Origin of the sequence: Myxococcus sp. AS-1-15 (genome assembly GCF_020037055.1) — a bacterium.
Lineage (GTDB): Bacteria > Myxococcota > Myxococcia > Myxococcales > Myxococcaceae > Myxococcus > Myxococcus fulvus.
Window position 1 is genome coordinate 36,838 of the sequence record NZ_JAIQDF010000014.1, and the last position, 14,743, is coordinate 51,580.

Below are 14,743 nucleotides of genomic sequence, written 5' to 3' on the forward strand. Positions count from 1 at the left end.
CTTCTTCAGTCCTCGGCCGGAGCGATGAGCTCCACCGTCCTGACGCGGGTGCTCGGGGCGGCGGGGAAGAGCGCGCCCTCGGCTGCGGGAGCGCTCCTTTCACGCACCGGCGCTTCTTCAGTTCGCGACCGGAGCGATGAACTCCACCGTCCATCGCCGCCCTGACGCGGGTGCTCGGGGCGACGGGGTAGCGCGCTCCCTCGGATGAGGGGGCGCTCCTTCAGCCCAGGCTTCTTCAGTCCACGGCCGGAGCGATGAACTCCACCGTCCATCGCCGCCCTGACCCGGGTGCTCGGGGCGACGGGGGCGCACGCTCCCTCGGCTGCGGGAGCGCTCCTTCCACGCACCGGCGCTTTCAGTCCGCGGCCGGAGCGATGAGTTCCACCGTCCATCGCTGCCCTGACGCGGGTGCTCGGGGCGGCGGGGTAGAGCGCTCCCCCGACCGAGGGAGCGCTCCTTCAACCCGGGGATGCTTCAGTCCGCGGCCGGAGCGATGAGCTCCACCGTCTGGAAGGCGCCGTCGACAATCTGGAACAGCTCGTACTCGGACGGCGCCTCGCCCGTGGCATCGAAGTCCAGCGGGCCGCTGGCGCCCTGCACGTTGATGAACTTGCCCGCGCTGATTTCGCCGCGCGCCTCGGTGAAGCGGCTGAAGCCCAGCGCGTAGGTGGTGGCCGGGGTGGCCGGAGGCGGCGTCACCTTGGCCAGTCCCTGGGCGATGCGGTCGCCGGTGATGGGCTGCGGGTTGTTGACCTCCGCGCCCGCCGCGTACGCCGCGCCCAGCGCCACCAGGTACATCGAGTCGTACGCGTGCGCCGTGAAGGAGAACTGGCCCGGGTCCGTGCCGTTGTAGGCCGTGCGGAAGCGCTCCTTGAACGTCGTGTAGACCGCGTCACCCGGGCGCGCCTGCGCGGGCGCGGTGCCATAGGCGCCCTCGACGATGCCCTTCGAGGTGCCCAGCGACGTGATGAGGTTCGAGTCCTTGCTCGCGTCCGTGAAGAAGTAGCGCTGGGTGGTACGGCCCTGGGCGGCGGCCTGGGTGATGATCTTCGCGTTGTCCTCGGAGAAGCCCATCATCACCGCGATGCTCGGCGCCGGGTTGGTCGCCAGGTGCGTCACCGCCGCGCTGACGTCGCCGTTGCGCGCGTAGAACGCGGAGGAGGGCGTCCGGCCGTTGCTCACCCGGCCGAGCACGGTGTCGAACAGGCCCTGACCGTAGGCGTCGTTCACGTAGACCAGGCTCACCGTCGTGGTGTCGGCGAAGGGGCGCTGGTCCCCGCTCACCGCGCGCACGTTGCTCACCAGGTCCGCGATGATGCGGCCCTGCAGCCGGTCCGACGGCGCCGTGCGCCACACCAGGCCCGCCTCACCCGACGCCGCCGTCTTGTCGCTCAGCGTGGCGATGTCGGGGCTGGTCGCCGTGTGCGTCATCAAGAGCACGTTGCGCGGAATGGTGATGGTGCTGATGGCGATGGTCTGCGCGCTGCCCGAGGAGAAGATGGCGGGCACGCCGCGCTCGGTCACCAGCCACTCGGCCTGCTCGCGGGCCCGGGCGGGCTCCGAGCGCGTGTCGCAGATGAGCAGGTTGAACCGCCGGCCGCCCACACCCTCGCGCTGGTTGATCTCCTCCATCGCCAGCTTGAGCGCGTTGAGCGCCTGCCGCTCCGACACGTCCTCTCCGGTGGACGTCGTCAGGGGCAGCGCCGCGCCCAGGATGATGGGGTTGCCCGTGGTGGGGCCCACTATTTCGCCGCAGCCCTCCGGCTGGGGCAGGCAGAAGCCGCCCGCGGAGCAGACCTGGTTGGTGTCGCAGTCCGCGCTGGTCTCGCACTCGTCGAGCCCGCCCGCGGTGGTGAAGCTGCAGCCGGCCAGGAGCGCCGCGCAGCACGACATGAGTCGCAGGGTCTTCATCAGAAGCTGACCTCCAGACCCGCGCCGGTGCCACGAGGCGCCAGGGTCATCCGGACCTCGCCTTCCGCCGGGGGGCCGTCTTTCGGATACAGGATGATGGCGGTGATGGCGCCGGCCAGGCCCACGCCGAAGCCGATGTCCGCGAGCAGCGCCTTGGTCTTCGTGTTGTCCGCGAAGGTCTGCTTGGTGTCCTCGGTGCGCGCCGCGTCGAACTTCTCGCGCTCGTCGCGCGCCTGCAGGCCGAACAGCACGCCCGCGCCCACGCCCAGCACCGCCACGCCGCCCACCGCGTAGGCGGCGATCTTCTGGCGCTGGTAGGACTTGATGGCCCGGTCCAGCTCCGCCTGGCGCTGGCGCAGGTTCTCCTCCTCGGCGCGCTGCGCGGCGAGCTGCTCCTCCTCCGCGCGCTTCTTCGCCGCCTCCGCCTCGCTCTGCAGCTTCAGCCGCTCGGCCTCCGCGGTGGCCTGGGCCTGGTTCTCCTTGTCGAGCAAGAGCCGCAGCTTGTCGATGCTGCGCGCGCTGCGCTTGAGCAGCGCCGGGTCCGTGCCCTCGGTGTTGCCCACGTATTGCTGGTACCAGGAGAGCGCCTCGCGCAAATCCCCGGCGTTCTCCAGCGCCACGGCGATGTTGAAGATGAGCCGCGGGTTGGGCTGGGCCTCGTGGGCCTTCTTCAGCGCGTCCGCTGCCTCCTGGTACTTGCCGGCTTGATACAGCCGCTCGCCTTCCTTGATGAGGGCCGCTGGATTCTTGGCGCGCTGGGCGAACGCCACCGGGGGCGACAGCGCGAGGGCCGCCGACAATACGAAGACCAGTCTCATGATGAACACGAGACTAGCGCGCCTTCGGCCCCGGGGCGAAGAGGGTGACCTCACACCTCGTGAAACGAGGTCGGGGCCGCTTCCACCCCCAGACTGGGAGAGGGAGCGACCCCGACGGGTGCTTCAAGGCGCTACAGCCGACGGGCGCCTCAGTGCTCCAGGCGCGAAATCAAGAGCTTGCGCTGGAGCATGAGCGCCTCCGGCGCCTTGGTGCCCAGCTGCTCGAAGAACACCTCCTGGCTCTTGAGCTCGGTCTTCCACTCGTCCTCCTTGATGGAGGTGGCCTCGGCGACGGCGTCCGCCGACATGTCCAGGCCCTTGAGGTTGAGGCCCTCGTCCTGACGGGGCACCCAGCCCAGCAGCGTCTCCTTGGTGGGGACGCGGCCGTGCACGCGGTTCACCACCCACTCCAGCACGCGCATGTTCTCGCCGAAGCCCGGCCACAGGAACTTGCCGTCCTTGTCCTGGCGGAACCAGTTCACCTGGAAGATCTTGGGCAGCTGCGGAATGGTCTTCTGCATGTCCAGCCAGTGCTGGAGGTAGTCGCCCATGTGGTAGCCGCAGAAGGGCAGCATGGCCATGGGGTCGCGGCGCACGACGCCGACCTTGCCCGTGGCCGCCGCCGTCGTCTCGCTGCCCATGGTGGCGCCCAGGAACACGCCGTGGGTCCAGTTGAAGGCCTGGAGCACCAGGGGGACGGTGCTGGAGCGACGGCCGCCGAAGATGAGCGCGGAGATGGGCACGCCCATCGGATCATTCGCCTTGGGGCTGAGCACCGGGTTGTTGGACATGGGCGCGGTGAAGCGGCTGTTCGGGTGCGCCGCCTTCTCCGTGCTGCCCTTCTTCCAGGGCCGGCCCTGCCAGTCGATGAGCTCCTCGGGGACCTCGCCGTCCTTGCCCTCCCACCACACGTCACCATCCGGCGTCAGCGCCACGTTGGTGAACAGCGTGTCCTTGGAGATGGTCTCCATGGCGTTGGGGTTGGTCTTGTTGTTGGTGCCCGGGACGACGCCGAAGTAGCCGGCCTCCGGGTTGATGGCGTACAGCCGGCCGTCCGGGCCCGGGCGCATCCAGGCGATGTCGTCGCCCACCGTTTCGATCTTCCAGCCCTTGTACTCGGCGGGCGGAATCATCATCGCGAAGTTCGTCTTGCCGCACGCGGACGGGAAGGCGGCGGCGACGTAGGTCGTCTCGCCCTTGGGGCTCGTCACGCCGAGGATGAGCATGTGCTCGGCCAGCCACCCCTCCTCGCGGCCCAGGAAGCTGCCGATGCGCAGCGCCAGGCATTTCTTCCCCAGCAGCACGTTGCCGCCATATCCCGAGCCGAAGCTCCAGATGGTGTTGTCGTGCGGGAAGTGGCAGATGTAGCGGCGGTCCGGGTTGACGTCGCCCGTGCTGTGCAGGCCGCGGTTGAAGTCGTCGCTGTCGCCCAGCATGTCCAGCGCCTGCTGACCCATGCGCGCCATGATGCGCATGTTCAGCACCACGTAGATGCTGTCGGTCAGCTCCACGCCAATCTTCGTGAAGGGGCTGCCGATGGGGCCCATGGCGTAGGGCACCACGTACATGGTGCGGCCCTTCATGCTGCCGGCGAAGAGCTGGCCCAGCTTGTGGTACGCCTCGTCCGGCTCCATCCAGTTGTTGGTGGGGCCCGCCTCCGCCTTGTTCGGCGTGCAGATGAACGTGAGGTGCTCCACGCGCGCCACGTCGTTCGGGTTGGAGCGGTGCAGGTAGCAGCCGGGCCGCTTCTGCTGGTTCAGCGGGATGAGGATGCCCTCACTCACCGCCTGCTCCGTCATCCGCTTCTTCTCGGACTCGGAGCCATCGCACCAGACAATGCTGTCCGGCTGGGTCATCTTGGCCATCTCGGCCACCCAGGCCAGCAGCGTGGGGTTGTTCGTGGGGGCCTTGGAGCCCTCCGCCGCCACTTGCGTCGAAGCCATGGAAGTTTCCTTGTGTTCTCTCAAGATAGGGGCTCCCCGTCCTGGTGAAGTAGGGCACGGCCCCTACCAGCGGGAGAGACGACAAAACTTCTGGAAGGGGCGCCTAAAAGCAACTGGCGTCCGACGATGCCCCGCCCCACCAGGCACAATCTCCTAATTCCTCTTATCAGCGCTCGGTCATCTAGTAGTTGACGACACGGTGCGGCAGGGGCTCGCCGCCCCGGCGGACAGGGCACAAGTTGGCGGCCCCCACTGGTTTTCCATGACCATCGCCATCGTCCTGGCCGTCGTCCTCGTCGCGCTGGTTCTGTTCACCATCGATAGCATCCCCATCGAGGTCAGCTCGCTGGTGGTGGTGTGCCTGTTGGCGCTGACGGGGGTGCTGACGCCCCGGCAGGCCTTCGAGGGCTTCAGCAACGACACCGTCATCTTCATCTTCACGCTGCTGGCGATGACGCAGGGGCTGGCGTCGACGGGCGTGGTGCAGCTGGTCGGGCAGCGGCTGGCCTTCTTCGCGCGCTTCGGCCACCAGACCTTCGTCCTGGCGATGATGGTGGTGGTGGCGGTGTTCTCGTCCGTCATCTCCAACACGGTGACGACGGCGGCCTTCCTGCCGGTGGCCATCGGCGCGGCGAACCGGGCGAAGGTGCCCAAGAGCAAGGTGCTCCTGCCCCTGGCGTACGCGTCGATGCTGGGCGGCATGGTGTTCCTCTACGGCACGTCCACCAACCTGGTGATGTCCGCGGCGCTCGAGCGCATGGGGATGCGGCCCATTGGCGTGGCGGAGCTGGCGCCGGTGGGGCTGCCGGTGGCGGTCATCGGCATCCTCGTCGTGGTGCTGCTCGGGCCGCTCCTGCTGCCCTCGCGGGTGGGCAAGGGGAGCGCGGACGAGTGGACGCTGCGCGACTACCTGACGGAGGCGGTGCTGCCCGCGGGCTCGCGCTACCTGGGCAAGCCGCTGGCCGAAATCACGGAAGGGCTGGGCCTGCGCGTCATCGGGCTGCTCCGCGACGGGAAGGCCACGTCGGCCACGCCCACGCAGGTGCTGAGCGGCGACGAGCGGCTGCTGGTCGAGGGCTCGCGCGAGGACATCCTCCGGGTGAAGGACCTGCAGGGCATCGAAATCCGTCCGGACCTGCGGCACGCGGACGAGGCGCAGCTCGACGAGGACACGGCGCTGGTGGAGGCCGCGGTACCGCCGGGCAGCCCGCTGGTGGGGCGCAGCCTGAAGGAGGCGCTCTTCGTGGAGCGCTACGGCCTGGTGGCGCTGGCCCTGCACCGCCACCCGAGCCTCCAGCGCGTCACCAAGCTCCAGCTGTTGGGCCGCACCTTCGGCGAGCGGCGTCTGTCGCTGCTGCCCCTGGCGGTGGGGGACGTGCTGCTCTTGCGCGGACCCCGCGAGAAGGCGGCGGAGCTGGCGGACGGGCTGAGCCTGACGGTGCTGAGCGGCCACGAGTACCAGCCGCCGCGCTACGGCAAGGCGCTGCTCGCGGTGGTGCTGTTCCTGTGCGCGCTCGCGGCGGGCTCGCTGGACATCCTGCCGCTGTCGGTGGCGGGGCTCACCGGCATGCTGGCGATGATCGCCACCGGCTGCATGGACGCGCGCAAGGCGTTCCGGGTGGACTGGCGGGTGGTGCTGCTCATCGGCTCCATGATGGCGCTGGGGCTGGCCATGGAGGTGAGCGGGGCGGGGAAGTTCCTGGGTCAGCGGGTGGCGGAGCTGGGTGACTTCGGCGGGCCGCGCACGGTGCTGGTGGCGCTGATGCTGCTCACCATCGTCCTGTCCGCGCCCATGTCCAACCAGGCCGCGGCGCTGGTGGTGCTGCCGGTGGCCGTGAACGCGGCGGCGCAGCTGGGCGTGGACGTGCGCCCCTTCGCCATCGGCGTGACGCTGGCGGCCAGCTGCTCGTTCATCACGCCGCTGGAGCCCAGCTGCGTGCTGGTCTACGGCCCCGGGCACTACCGCTTCACGGACTTCTTCCGGCTGGGCACGCCGCTCACCCTGCTGCTCGTGGTGGTGCTGACGGTGGCGGTGCCGTGGGTGTGGCCCTTCTGAGGCGAGGGCGTCAGTGGATGGCCGCGCGCACGCCGATGTCCTCGAGCACCCGCGCCTCGTGGTCGAGCATCCACTCCATCCGCTCGCGCACGGGCGCGTCGTCGCCTCCGGACGCGGTGACGGCCAGCCGGAAGAACAGCGACTGGTGGCCATCCTCGGACTGGGCCAGCTCCCCGTAGAAGCGCGCGAGCGCCGGGTCCGTCAGCCCCTCGGCGAGCAGTGACAGCCGCTCGCACGAGCGCGCCTCGATGATGGCGGCGACCAGGAGCCTGTCGGTGCGCCGCTCGGCGGCCGGGGTGCGCACCAGCTTCTGCAGGCCTTGGGCGTACGGGTCCCCGGCGTCCTTGGTGAGCGTGAGCCCCCGGGCCTCCATGAGGTCGAGCACGCGGGCCAGGTGCGCGCTCTCCTCGCGCGCCAGCCGGGCCATCTGCGCGGGCAGCCCCGGCAGGTCCGGGTAGGCCTGCAGGAGCGACAGCGCGTTGGCGGCGGCCTTCTTCTCGCAGTGGGCGTGGTCCACCAGCACGGCGTCGAAGTGCTCGAGCGCCAGCGGGAGCCAGCGCGGGTCCGTGGCCGAGTGGAGGATGACGGGGCCCTCTCCGGAGAGGGGGCGGCGGGAAGGCGTGGGACGGCTGCTCATGGAGGGCGCGGACTGTACGGCATCGCCCCCGGCCCGGGCGAGCTACTCCACCAGCACCAGCCGCCACGTGCGGCCGGCCAGGTAGCCGACCTTCCGGGCGATGCGGGCGGTGCTCTCGTCGCGCTCGTCGATGCGCATCGTCAGCCGGGGCAGCGAGGACAAGAGGTGCCGGGAAATCTGTCCCAGGCACAGCGTGGCGTGGCCCTTCTGGCGCTCGGAGGGCAGGGTGTAGAGGCCCTCCAGCTCCGCGCCGTACTGGGAGCGGCTGCCGATGTCGACCTTGAGCACCAGCGCGTCGTTCTCCTCCAGCACGTAGGTGCGCTTCTGGCGCACGCGCTGGACGACGCGGGCCTCGTAGCCCCGGGGGTCCTCGGAGAGCGGGTCTCGCTCCATGGCCTCGCGCACGTAGCCCTGCGCCAGCGGCAGCAGGCGGGGCAGGTCCTCCTCGCGCGCGAGCCGCAGGAGCGGGTTGGTGAAGGGGCCCAGGTCGTCCGCGGACACGCTGAACAGCCGCTGCGTGCGCGACAGCCGGGGCTTGCCGGGGGACAGGCTGCGCAGGAGCGCGTCCACCGAGGACTTGTCGCCCACCGCGGCCTTCAGGCTCAGCGAGGAGGCCAGCGCGTCCGCGATGACGCTCGTGGCGCTCGCGTCGCTGGCGCTGGGCACCACGAGGCCGCCTTCTCCGCCCACGAAGACGGCGGCCGTCAGCAGCTTGTTGTCGAAGCGGCCGTAGAAGGCGAAGGGGATGCGGCCCCGGGCGGCGATGCCGAACTCCTCCAGCAACCCCAGGAGGTAGAGGTTGTGGACCGGGTCCTTCGAGAGCAACGCCCGCAGGGCGTCCGCGTCCTGGGGGCCAAGCTGTTCGACGGAGACGGGCATTGAGGTGGGGGCGGGGGCCTTGCGACCTTACTCCAACGGTACGCGGAACTCGAAGGGGTACACCACCGTCGCCCGGCCCCCTCGGGACGGGGTCTTGAACCCGATGTCCAGGAGCGAGTCCACCACGCACGCCTGCACCATCGGGTCCGGGATGGTGCTCGCCAGCACTTCGCCCTTGTCCATCCGCCCCTCGCCCTCGCCGCGGGACTCCAGGTTGAAGCGCAGCTTCACGGCTTGTGGGCCCCGGTTTCGCTGTGCGGCATCCTGGAAACATTGCTGCACGAGCGGAGTCACCGCCTTGAGGGCGGCCTCGATGTCCTCGGGGCGGAAGTCGCCGTGGATTTCCTCGAGGGTGAACTCGCTCTGGATGACGCGGCGCTTGTCGGGCTGCTCGGGGACGGGCACCTCGGACTGGGGCGAGGGGAAGGCGGGGGGCGGCACCACGGGCGGCGGGGTGAGGCGGGGCGGCGGCGTGGGGGCCGGCGGGGGCGCCTGGGCGACGGGCTCCTCGGGCGGCGGTGGGGGCGGGGTGGTGGGTTGGGTGAGCCAGTAGGCCAGGGCGGCCAGGAGCAGCAGGAGGCTCAGGCAGACCAGGGGCAGGGCGAGCCAGCGGGTGGTGGAGCTCTGGGACATGGCGCACTCGGGTGAAGCGGGCGCGCGAGGATATGCCGACGCCGGTGCTCCGTGGGGCCCGCATGGCGCGGAGGCTGGCCGGGGAGCCCGGGGCTCGTGGCGACAGGAGCGGCGGTGGCCTGGGCGCTGAGGCCCCTCGTGGCGACAGGGGGCTCATGGCGACGGGAGCCGGGGCGCGGAGGGCGGCCCCGGCTCTCCTGGAGACTTCAATCGCAGGAGCGCTGGTCGGGCTTGCCGTCGGTGCACTGGCCCATCGGGGCGAAGCGCGACTCGGCCTCGGTGACGACGTCGTCGACGGGGCGGGCGCACTCGTTCTGGGCGAGCGTGCCGCGCACCTCGAACAGGCGCAGCACCTCGGCGCAGCGCTGCTGGAAGGACTTCACGCCCTCCTTGAAGAGCGGGCGCATGACCTGCGGCGAGAACGCGTAGCCGCTGGCGGTGGCGAGCTGCGACTCGGGCCGGAACATCCACGACGAGCGCCAGCTGGACGCGACCTGCTCGAAGCGGGCGGGGCCCAGCCACATGCTGGTGGCGGCCTGGAGCGAGCGCGGCTCGGTGGGGACGAAGCCCGTGCCGGTGCGGCGGCAGTAGGGCTCCGTGGCGGTGGGGTCCTCCACCTGGGCGAGCCGCAGCGCGCAGACGTTGTACTCGGCGAAGCGGCGGCCCACTGCGGCGAGCTCCGCCTGCTGCACCTCGCCCACGCGCGGCTGGGCGACGAACAGGTCGATGGTGCGCATCAGCGTGGTGACGGCGTTGTCCGGGGGCGGCACGGGCGTGGACTCGAGGTTGCCGGTGGAGATGACCAGCACGCGCTCGGCGCCGCGCTGCACGGCCTGGAGCACGGGCAGGCCCGAGCGCACGCCGCCATCCAGGAAGGTGCCCGCGTGGCGGCCCTTGCTGGAGGGAATCCAGGGGACGGGCTCGGCGAGCACGGGCTCGACGATGGAGGCGAGCACGGCGTTGATGAGGCCGTCCACGCGCTGCGCCTCGGTGGCGGTGGGCGGGAAGTCCGCGGGGTCCTGGTCGCTGACGCCGTGGACGTCACCGGTCTCGAAGTCCACGGAGACGGAGACCAGCTCCGTGCCGTTGGTGAGCTGCGCGGGGACGACCATGGCGCGCAGCTTGTTCTCGATGCCGTCGAAGCGGACCAGTCCCTTGAGGTCCGAGGCAATCTTCCAGACCCACGTCGAGTTGACGCAGTACAGGTCCGACTCCACCGAGCACGTGTAGTTGCCCAGGAGCACGTCGCGGGCCTTCTGCTCGTACCCGGGCGTGTGGAACAGGTCGACGAGCGTGCTGATGAGCGCGCCGGTGCTGGAGCCCGCGGCCAGGTCGATGCGCGCGTCGCCGCAGCCCTCGGGCTCGGGCTTGCCGCGGCACTGCTCGAGCACGCCGAGCAGGCGCCACAGGATGCCCGCGCTGAAGGCTCCGTTGGCGCCGCCGCCGCTGAGGACGATGGCGTTGGAGGGGCGCCCCAGCTTGCGGCTCCAGCGGCGGGCGCTCACGTACTGCGCGGCGGACTCGGCGCCCTCGCGCAGGCCCTGGTTGAGCAGGCTGGGGTTCACTGGGTCCGAAAGCGAGTCACCCAGCGCGGCGAGCGACGCGGCGATGCCCATCGCGTTGCCGAGGAAGCGCTGCGCGTCGACCTCCGCGGCGGTGGGCGCCGTGGGGTTGACGCTCCGGGGTTGGGTGGGCAGGCCCCAGATGCCTCCGGGGACGGTGGCGCGCAGGAAGGTGTCGTAGCAGGTGGCGTTGCTGCCGCCGGCGTGGGCGCGCAGGCACTCCACCTGCTCGACGATGGGGCGGGGGGCGCTGCCGAGGGCGGACATCCACTTCGCGACCTCGGCGGGGTCGGCGTAGGCGTCGACCAGGTGGGAGCGCGTCAGGCGGCCCACGCGCTCGCGGAAGGAAGGGGGAAGGGGAGGCGTCTTCGGCTCCGAGGGCTCGTTGAGCGCCTCGAGGATGTAGCCGGTGCGCAGGAAGCAGCCGCCACTGAGGGTGGCGAGCAGCACGAGACACAGCAGGGACGTCCGACTTCGGTTCACGAGCTTCCCCCGTCATGGAGCGTGACTGGGGGCCTGGAGGTGTGAGGGCGCCCCCCTGATGACGACTCGCGAGCAGGTTACCGCAGGAGGCCCACGGGGCAGCGCGTCGTCGTGCGGGGGACGGCGCATCGTGCGGTGCCTGGTGGACGCGAGCGACGCCCTGGCGTGGAGCGATGAACATCTCAACCCCGCGCCATTCCGGAGTGCGGACCGGCCGAGGGGCGGCGCGAGCGAGTCGTGCTCCGTGTGGCGCGGGTGCGCGCGAGGGCCCGCCGACCGACTTCGCGGGGGCCCTGCGTCACGCGACGCTCCGTCGGGCACGGTTCGCCGCCGTCAGGGCCTTGTGCGGGGCGAGCGCGCCTGGGGCTCGTTCTCGTGGCGAGATGGGGACGACGCGAGGCCCACCCCCGTGAAGGAGTGGGCCTCGCGTGTGCCGCAAGGGCGCTTCGTTGCCTTACGGATACACCTCACGGCGGGTCGTCGTTCCCGGCGTGGAGATGGCGCCCTCGGCGTAGACGCGCTGGCGCTTGCTCACGCCCAGGCCCGCGCCGAGCACGGAGGCGATGAGGCCCAGCAGCAGCGCGCCGAAGATGCCCCAGAAGACGCGGCCGGACTTGTCCGCGGCCACGAGCGCGCCCTGCTGCACCTGCTGGCCGACCTGGCCGACCTTCGTCTTGGCGGCATCGATCTGCACCTGCACGCGGTTGGCGACGTCCTCCGAGTCCTGCCGCGACAGGCGCGTGTTCTCCGCGATGGAGCTGACGAGCAGCTCGCGGTCCACGTTGCCCGTGCGCACGCCGGTGGTGACGATGTCCTTCGTCGCGGCCTCGAGCTGGTTGGCGGTGATGGCCGGCTTGCCCTCGGCGCGCAGCCGCTCGTTCACCGGACCGAGCGCGTCGTTGGCGTCGAGGCCGAAGGCGTTGGCGACCTGGTCACCCTGGGAGGCCGCGCCCGCGACGGCGGCGCCCGTGGCACCCACCACGCCGGTGGCGGTGCGCACCGCGGTGCCGACGATGGTGGAGATGACCATGCCCATGAGGGCAACGCCCGCGATGGTCGTCAGGCCCCACATCACGGCGCCGTGCATCGCGCCGCCGCCCTTGTCCACCACGCCCGCGGTGCGGGCGGCGACGAAGCCTCCCGCGAAGAGGGCGATGAGCGGAGCGATGAGGCCCCAGATGCCGGTGCCGATGCCCGCCGAGCGTGCACTGCCTGGGTTGCTCGGATCGACGGACGACAGTCCGAGCGCGAGGCCCAGGGAGTACAGGAGGATGAGCACGCCGAGCGCGACGAAGGTGCCGCCGAGGATGGCGCCCCAGCTGAGCTTGAAGGGCGTTCCCGCGCTGGCGGAGATGACGCCGGGTTTCTCTCTTTCCACGATGGTTGTTGCCATGGGCCGGGCCTCCTGCCGCGGTGAGCACCCCTGAAGCGGGCTGCTCGGGTTCCGCGGCAAACATGGGCATCGTCGGGCCGCGGACGATTCCACGGCTCCAGGACGCCTCCTCGGTGAGAGGGAGACGGCGGGGGCTCACCGCAGGTCGAGTGCCTTGAGGAGCACGGCTTCCTTCGCCACCACGGGCGAGCGGGGGAGGGCTTCGATGGAGAAGGCGCGCAGCAGCTCTTCGAGTGTCCTGGGGGTACCGTCTCCGAGTCCGCTCCACGCGGCGAGCAGGCCCAGCACGCGCTCGGGTGCGACGCCGCGCTCGCGCAGCTCAGCGAGGGCGAAGGCACCCTCGCGCTTGGCGAGGCGCTTGCCGTCCTCTCCGTGCACGAGTGGGACGTGGAGGAAGTCGGGCGCTCGTTTCGCCAGGGCGTCGTAGAGCTGGAGCTGGCGGGGCGTGGAGGAGAGCAGGTCGTCGCCGCGCAGCACGTGGGTGATGTCGGAGGCCGCGTCATCGACGACGACGGCGAGCTGGTAGCTGGCGACGCCGTCGTTGCGGCGCACGACGAAGTCACCGACCACGGCGTCGACGTCTTGGGTGTAGGGGCCCATCAGGGCGTCGATGAAGTGGACCTCTCCGGGACGGGCGCGGAAGCGGATGGCGGGGGCGCGAGTCCTGGCGCGCTCGGCGATTTGCGCGGAGGTGAGGTGGGCGCAGGTGCCGGGGTAGCGGGGGCCTTCCTCGGAGAGGCCGTGGGGGGCGCTGACGGCGCGGGCAATCTCCGCGCGGGTGCAGAAGCAGGGATAGACGAGGTCTTGTTGTTCCAGCGTGGCGAGGGCCGCGCGGTAGAGGTCGTCGCGCTGACTCTGGACGAGGGGTGTTTCATCCCAGTCGAGGCCGAGCCAGCGCAGGTCCTGCATCAGGTCGTCGACGTACTGGGGCTTGCAGCGAGCGCGGTCGAGGTCCTCGATGCGCAAGAGGAACCGCCCGTTGGCGGCGCGAGCCTGGAGCCAGCCGAGCAGCGCGCTGCGGATGTTGCCCAGGTGCATCCGGCCCGTGGGGCTGGGCGCGAAGCGTCCTCGGAAGGTGCTCATGGACGGACGAGCGGCTTGCGGATGGCATCCGCGGGCTTGCGGACGGGGGCCACGGGCTTCGCCGCATCCGCGACAGGCACGGCATAGACCGTCTGTGAGGTGCGTGTGTTGCGCGAGGCGCCGGGAGTCGGTGAGAGCGGAACGGACTCGGCGAGTCCCGCCTCCACGCCGCGCGAGGCGAGCTGTGCCGCTATCTCGCGCAACGGGTCACCCGCGTCGAGCAACTCCAGGTCCATGGCGATGCGCGGCAGCCTGCGTGGCGAGGTGTCGCCGGGCGCGAGGACGAACGCGTCGAGGGCGAGGCCCGAGCCCATGCGGGACAGGGTGCCGAGCACGACGAAGTCTGCGCCGAGGTCGCGACCGAGCTTCGACGCGGCCTTGATCGCGGACGCATCGAGCTGATTGTTGGAGAGGGACATCGCCAGCGACGCGGCGGGGCCATCGCCTGGAGGCATGAGGAGCACGGGCACCTCGCGCTCTGCCACGGCCTCCGCCACGCCCGCGACGCTCTCGCCCGAGGGAAGCGTGGCGCGCCACAGGTGCGCGCCCGGAGGCACATGCAGCACGCGCACTGGCGTGGTGCCGACGGCGATGCCATCGAGCGTGACCTCGACGCCGGAGGGGACGGACTCGAAGCGGAGCGTGGCGCGAGGCTGCGCGGCGTGGGTGGTGCGAACGCGCTCGACGGTGTGCGCGAAGAGCGGGGACGTAGCGGCCAGGGGGAGGGGACGCCCAGGCGCGATGGAGAGGGCGTGGGTGAGGGCCTGGGTGGCCTCGTCATCGCGGCCGACGGCGTAGCGCACGGCGGCGCGCAGGGCGTAGGTGTCCGCGAGCTCCGCGCCATCCGTGAGATGAACGGCGTTGTCCGCGTAGGCCTTGAGCGCGCGGCCGAGCGCGGCGTCTGCGCGGGAGAAGCGACGGGCGGCACGCGCGGTGGTCGCCTCCTGCACGGCGGCACGCGCGGCGGCGAGCGCGTCGACCGTGGTCTCGGCGGGCGGGGTCGCGGGAGTGTCGACGAGCGCCAGCCCCGCGGTGCCATGGAGCTCGGAGGCGAGCCGCGCGGCGAGCCGTGGGCCAGCGCGTGCGGGGACATCACCGGAGATGGCCTGGAAGGGCAGCACGGCCACCTTCTTCCGAGGCACGCGCGGCTGCGCGGCGAGGGAAGAGGCGCCCAGGACGAGGCAGAGCAGGAGCGCGAATCGCTTCATGGTCGGCAGTGACTCCGACCGTGTTCCTAGCACGGAGCGGAGTCCCGTGCCGCCGGCCCCTCCTGCCCGAGAGGGCTCCGGGAGAGCCGATTGCTTACTCGACGCGGAACGGGAAGTCCCTCGGAGAACGGTTGCCA

Annotated in this window: 11 protein-coding genes; 1 reads left to right on the forward strand and 10 read right to left on the reverse strand. The window is 71.1% G+C overall.

Annotation, left to right across the window (positions count from 1 at the left end):
• Positions 1–474: 474 nt before the first annotated feature.
• The 3 genes from K8625_RS31415 to K8625_RS31425 form a co-directional block, all read right to left on the reverse strand.
• Complete coding sequence (locus K8625_RS31415; RefSeq protein WP_223784788.1) at positions 475–1,911, reverse strand: ABC transporter substrate-binding protein; 1,437 nt, start codon at positions 1,909–1,911, stop codon at positions 475–477.
• On the reverse strand, positions 1,911–2,729 hold the full coding sequence (locus K8625_RS31420) for a tetratricopeptide repeat protein (protein WP_223784789.1): 819 nt from the start codon (positions 2,727–2,729) through the stop codon (positions 1,911–1,913). The genes K8625_RS31415 and K8625_RS31420 overlap by 1 nt, the downstream gene beginning before the upstream one ends.
• 149 nt (positions 2,730–2,878) lie before the next feature.
• A complete protein-coding gene (locus tag K8625_RS31425) occupies positions 2,879–4,672 on the reverse strand; it encodes a phosphoenolpyruvate carboxykinase (GTP) (RefSeq protein WP_223746306.1) in 1,794 nt (597 codons plus the stop codon).
• A 262-nt stretch (positions 4,673–4,934) separates the two neighbouring features.
• On the opposite strand from K8625_RS31425, the gene K8625_RS31430 reads away from it, so the two are divergent.
• Entirely contained in the window at positions 4,935–6,728 is a 1,794-nt protein-coding gene (locus K8625_RS31430) for an SLC13 family permease (RefSeq protein WP_223784790.1), read from the forward strand.
• 10 nt (positions 6,729–6,738) lie between these two features.
• Here K8625_RS31430 and K8625_RS31435 read toward each other — a convergent pair whose 3' ends face one another.
• The 7 genes from K8625_RS31435 to K8625_RS31465 form a co-directional block, all read right to left on the reverse strand.
• Complete coding sequence (locus K8625_RS31435; protein WP_223784791.1) at positions 6,739–7,365, reverse strand: tRNA-(ms[2]io[6]A)-hydroxylase; 627 nt, start codon at positions 7,363–7,365, stop codon at positions 6,739–6,741.
• A 42-nt stretch (positions 7,366–7,407) separates the two neighbouring features.
• Positions 7,408–8,244, reverse strand: coding sequence for a GNAT family N-acetyltransferase (locus K8625_RS31440; protein WP_046711379.1), 837 nt, complete (start codon positions 8,242–8,244; stop codon positions 7,408–7,410).
• Positions 8,245–8,271: 27 nt separating this feature from the next.
• On the reverse strand, positions 8,272–8,877 hold the full coding sequence (locus K8625_RS31445; protein ID WP_223784792.1) for an AgmX/PglI C-terminal domain-containing protein: 606 nt from the start codon (positions 8,875–8,877) through the stop codon (positions 8,272–8,274).
• 206 nt (positions 8,878–9,083) lie between these two features.
• Positions 9,084–10,922, reverse strand: a complete 1,839-nt coding sequence (locus K8625_RS31450) for a patatin-like phospholipase family protein (RefSeq protein ID WP_223784793.1) — start codon at positions 10,920–10,922, stop codon at positions 9,084–9,086.
• Positions 10,923–11,376: 454 nt separating this feature from the next.
• The gene (locus K8625_RS31455) at positions 11,377–12,315 is read right to left on the reverse strand and encodes a hypothetical protein (RefSeq protein WP_223746312.1); all 939 of its coding nucleotides are present in this window, start codon (positions 12,313–12,315) and stop codon (positions 11,377–11,379) included.
• A gap of 135 nt (positions 12,316–12,450) precedes the next feature.
• A complete protein-coding gene (gluQRS, locus tag K8625_RS31460; RefSeq protein ID WP_223746313.1) occupies positions 12,451–13,398 on the reverse strand; it encodes a tRNA glutamyl-Q(34) synthetase GluQRS in 948 nt (315 codons plus the stop codon).
• Positions 13,395–14,606: a PEGA domain-containing protein gene (locus tag K8625_RS31465; RefSeq protein ID WP_223784794.1), complete on the reverse strand. Its 1,212-nt coding sequence runs from the start codon at positions 14,604–14,606 to the stop codon at positions 13,395–13,397. Before K8625_RS31465 ends, gluQRS begins: the two co-directional genes overlap by 4 nt.
• Positions 14,607–14,743 lie beyond the last annotated feature (137 nt).

What these genes read in the sequence shown, in the direction of transcription:
- K8625_RS31415 (WP_223784788.1), bottom strand. Translation starts at nt 1,911, where the DNA reads ATGAAGACCCTGCGACTCATGTCGTGCTGCGCGGCGCTCCTGGCCGGC.
- K8625_RS31420 (WP_223784789.1), bottom strand. Translation starts at nt 2,729, where the DNA reads ATGAGACTGGTCTTCGTATTGTCGGCGGCCCTCGCGCTGTCGCCCCCG.
- K8625_RS31425 (WP_223746306.1), bottom strand. Translation starts at nt 4,672, where the DNA reads ATGGCTTCGACGCAAGTGGCGGCGGAGGGCTCCAAGGCCCCCACGAAC.
- K8625_RS31430 (WP_223784790.1), top strand. Translation starts at nt 4,935, where the DNA reads ATGACCATCGCCATCGTCCTGGCCGTCGTCCTCGTCGCGCTGGTTCTG.
- K8625_RS31435 (WP_223784791.1), bottom strand. Translation starts at nt 7,365, where the DNA reads ATGAGCAGCCGTCCCACGCCTTCCCGCCGCCCCCTCTCCGGAGAGGGC.
- K8625_RS31440 (WP_046711379.1), bottom strand. Translation starts at nt 8,244, where the DNA reads ATGCCCGTCTCCGTCGAACAGCTTGGCCCCCAGGACGCGGACGCCCTG.
- K8625_RS31445 (WP_223784792.1), bottom strand. Translation starts at nt 8,877, where the DNA reads ATGTCCCAGAGCTCCACCACCCGCTGGCTCGCCCTGCCCCTGGTCTGC.
- K8625_RS31455 (WP_223746312.1), bottom strand. Translation starts at nt 12,315, where the DNA reads ATGGCAACAACCATCGTGGAAAGAGAGAAACCCGGCGTCATCTCCGCC.
- gluQRS (WP_223746313.1), bottom strand. Translation starts at nt 13,398, where the DNA reads ATGAGCACCTTCCGAGGACGCTTCGCGCCCAGCCCCACGGGCCGGATG.
- K8625_RS31465 (WP_223784794.1), bottom strand. Translation starts at nt 14,606, where the DNA reads ATGAAGCGATTCGCGCTCCTGCTCTGCCTCGTCCTGGGCGCCTCTTCC.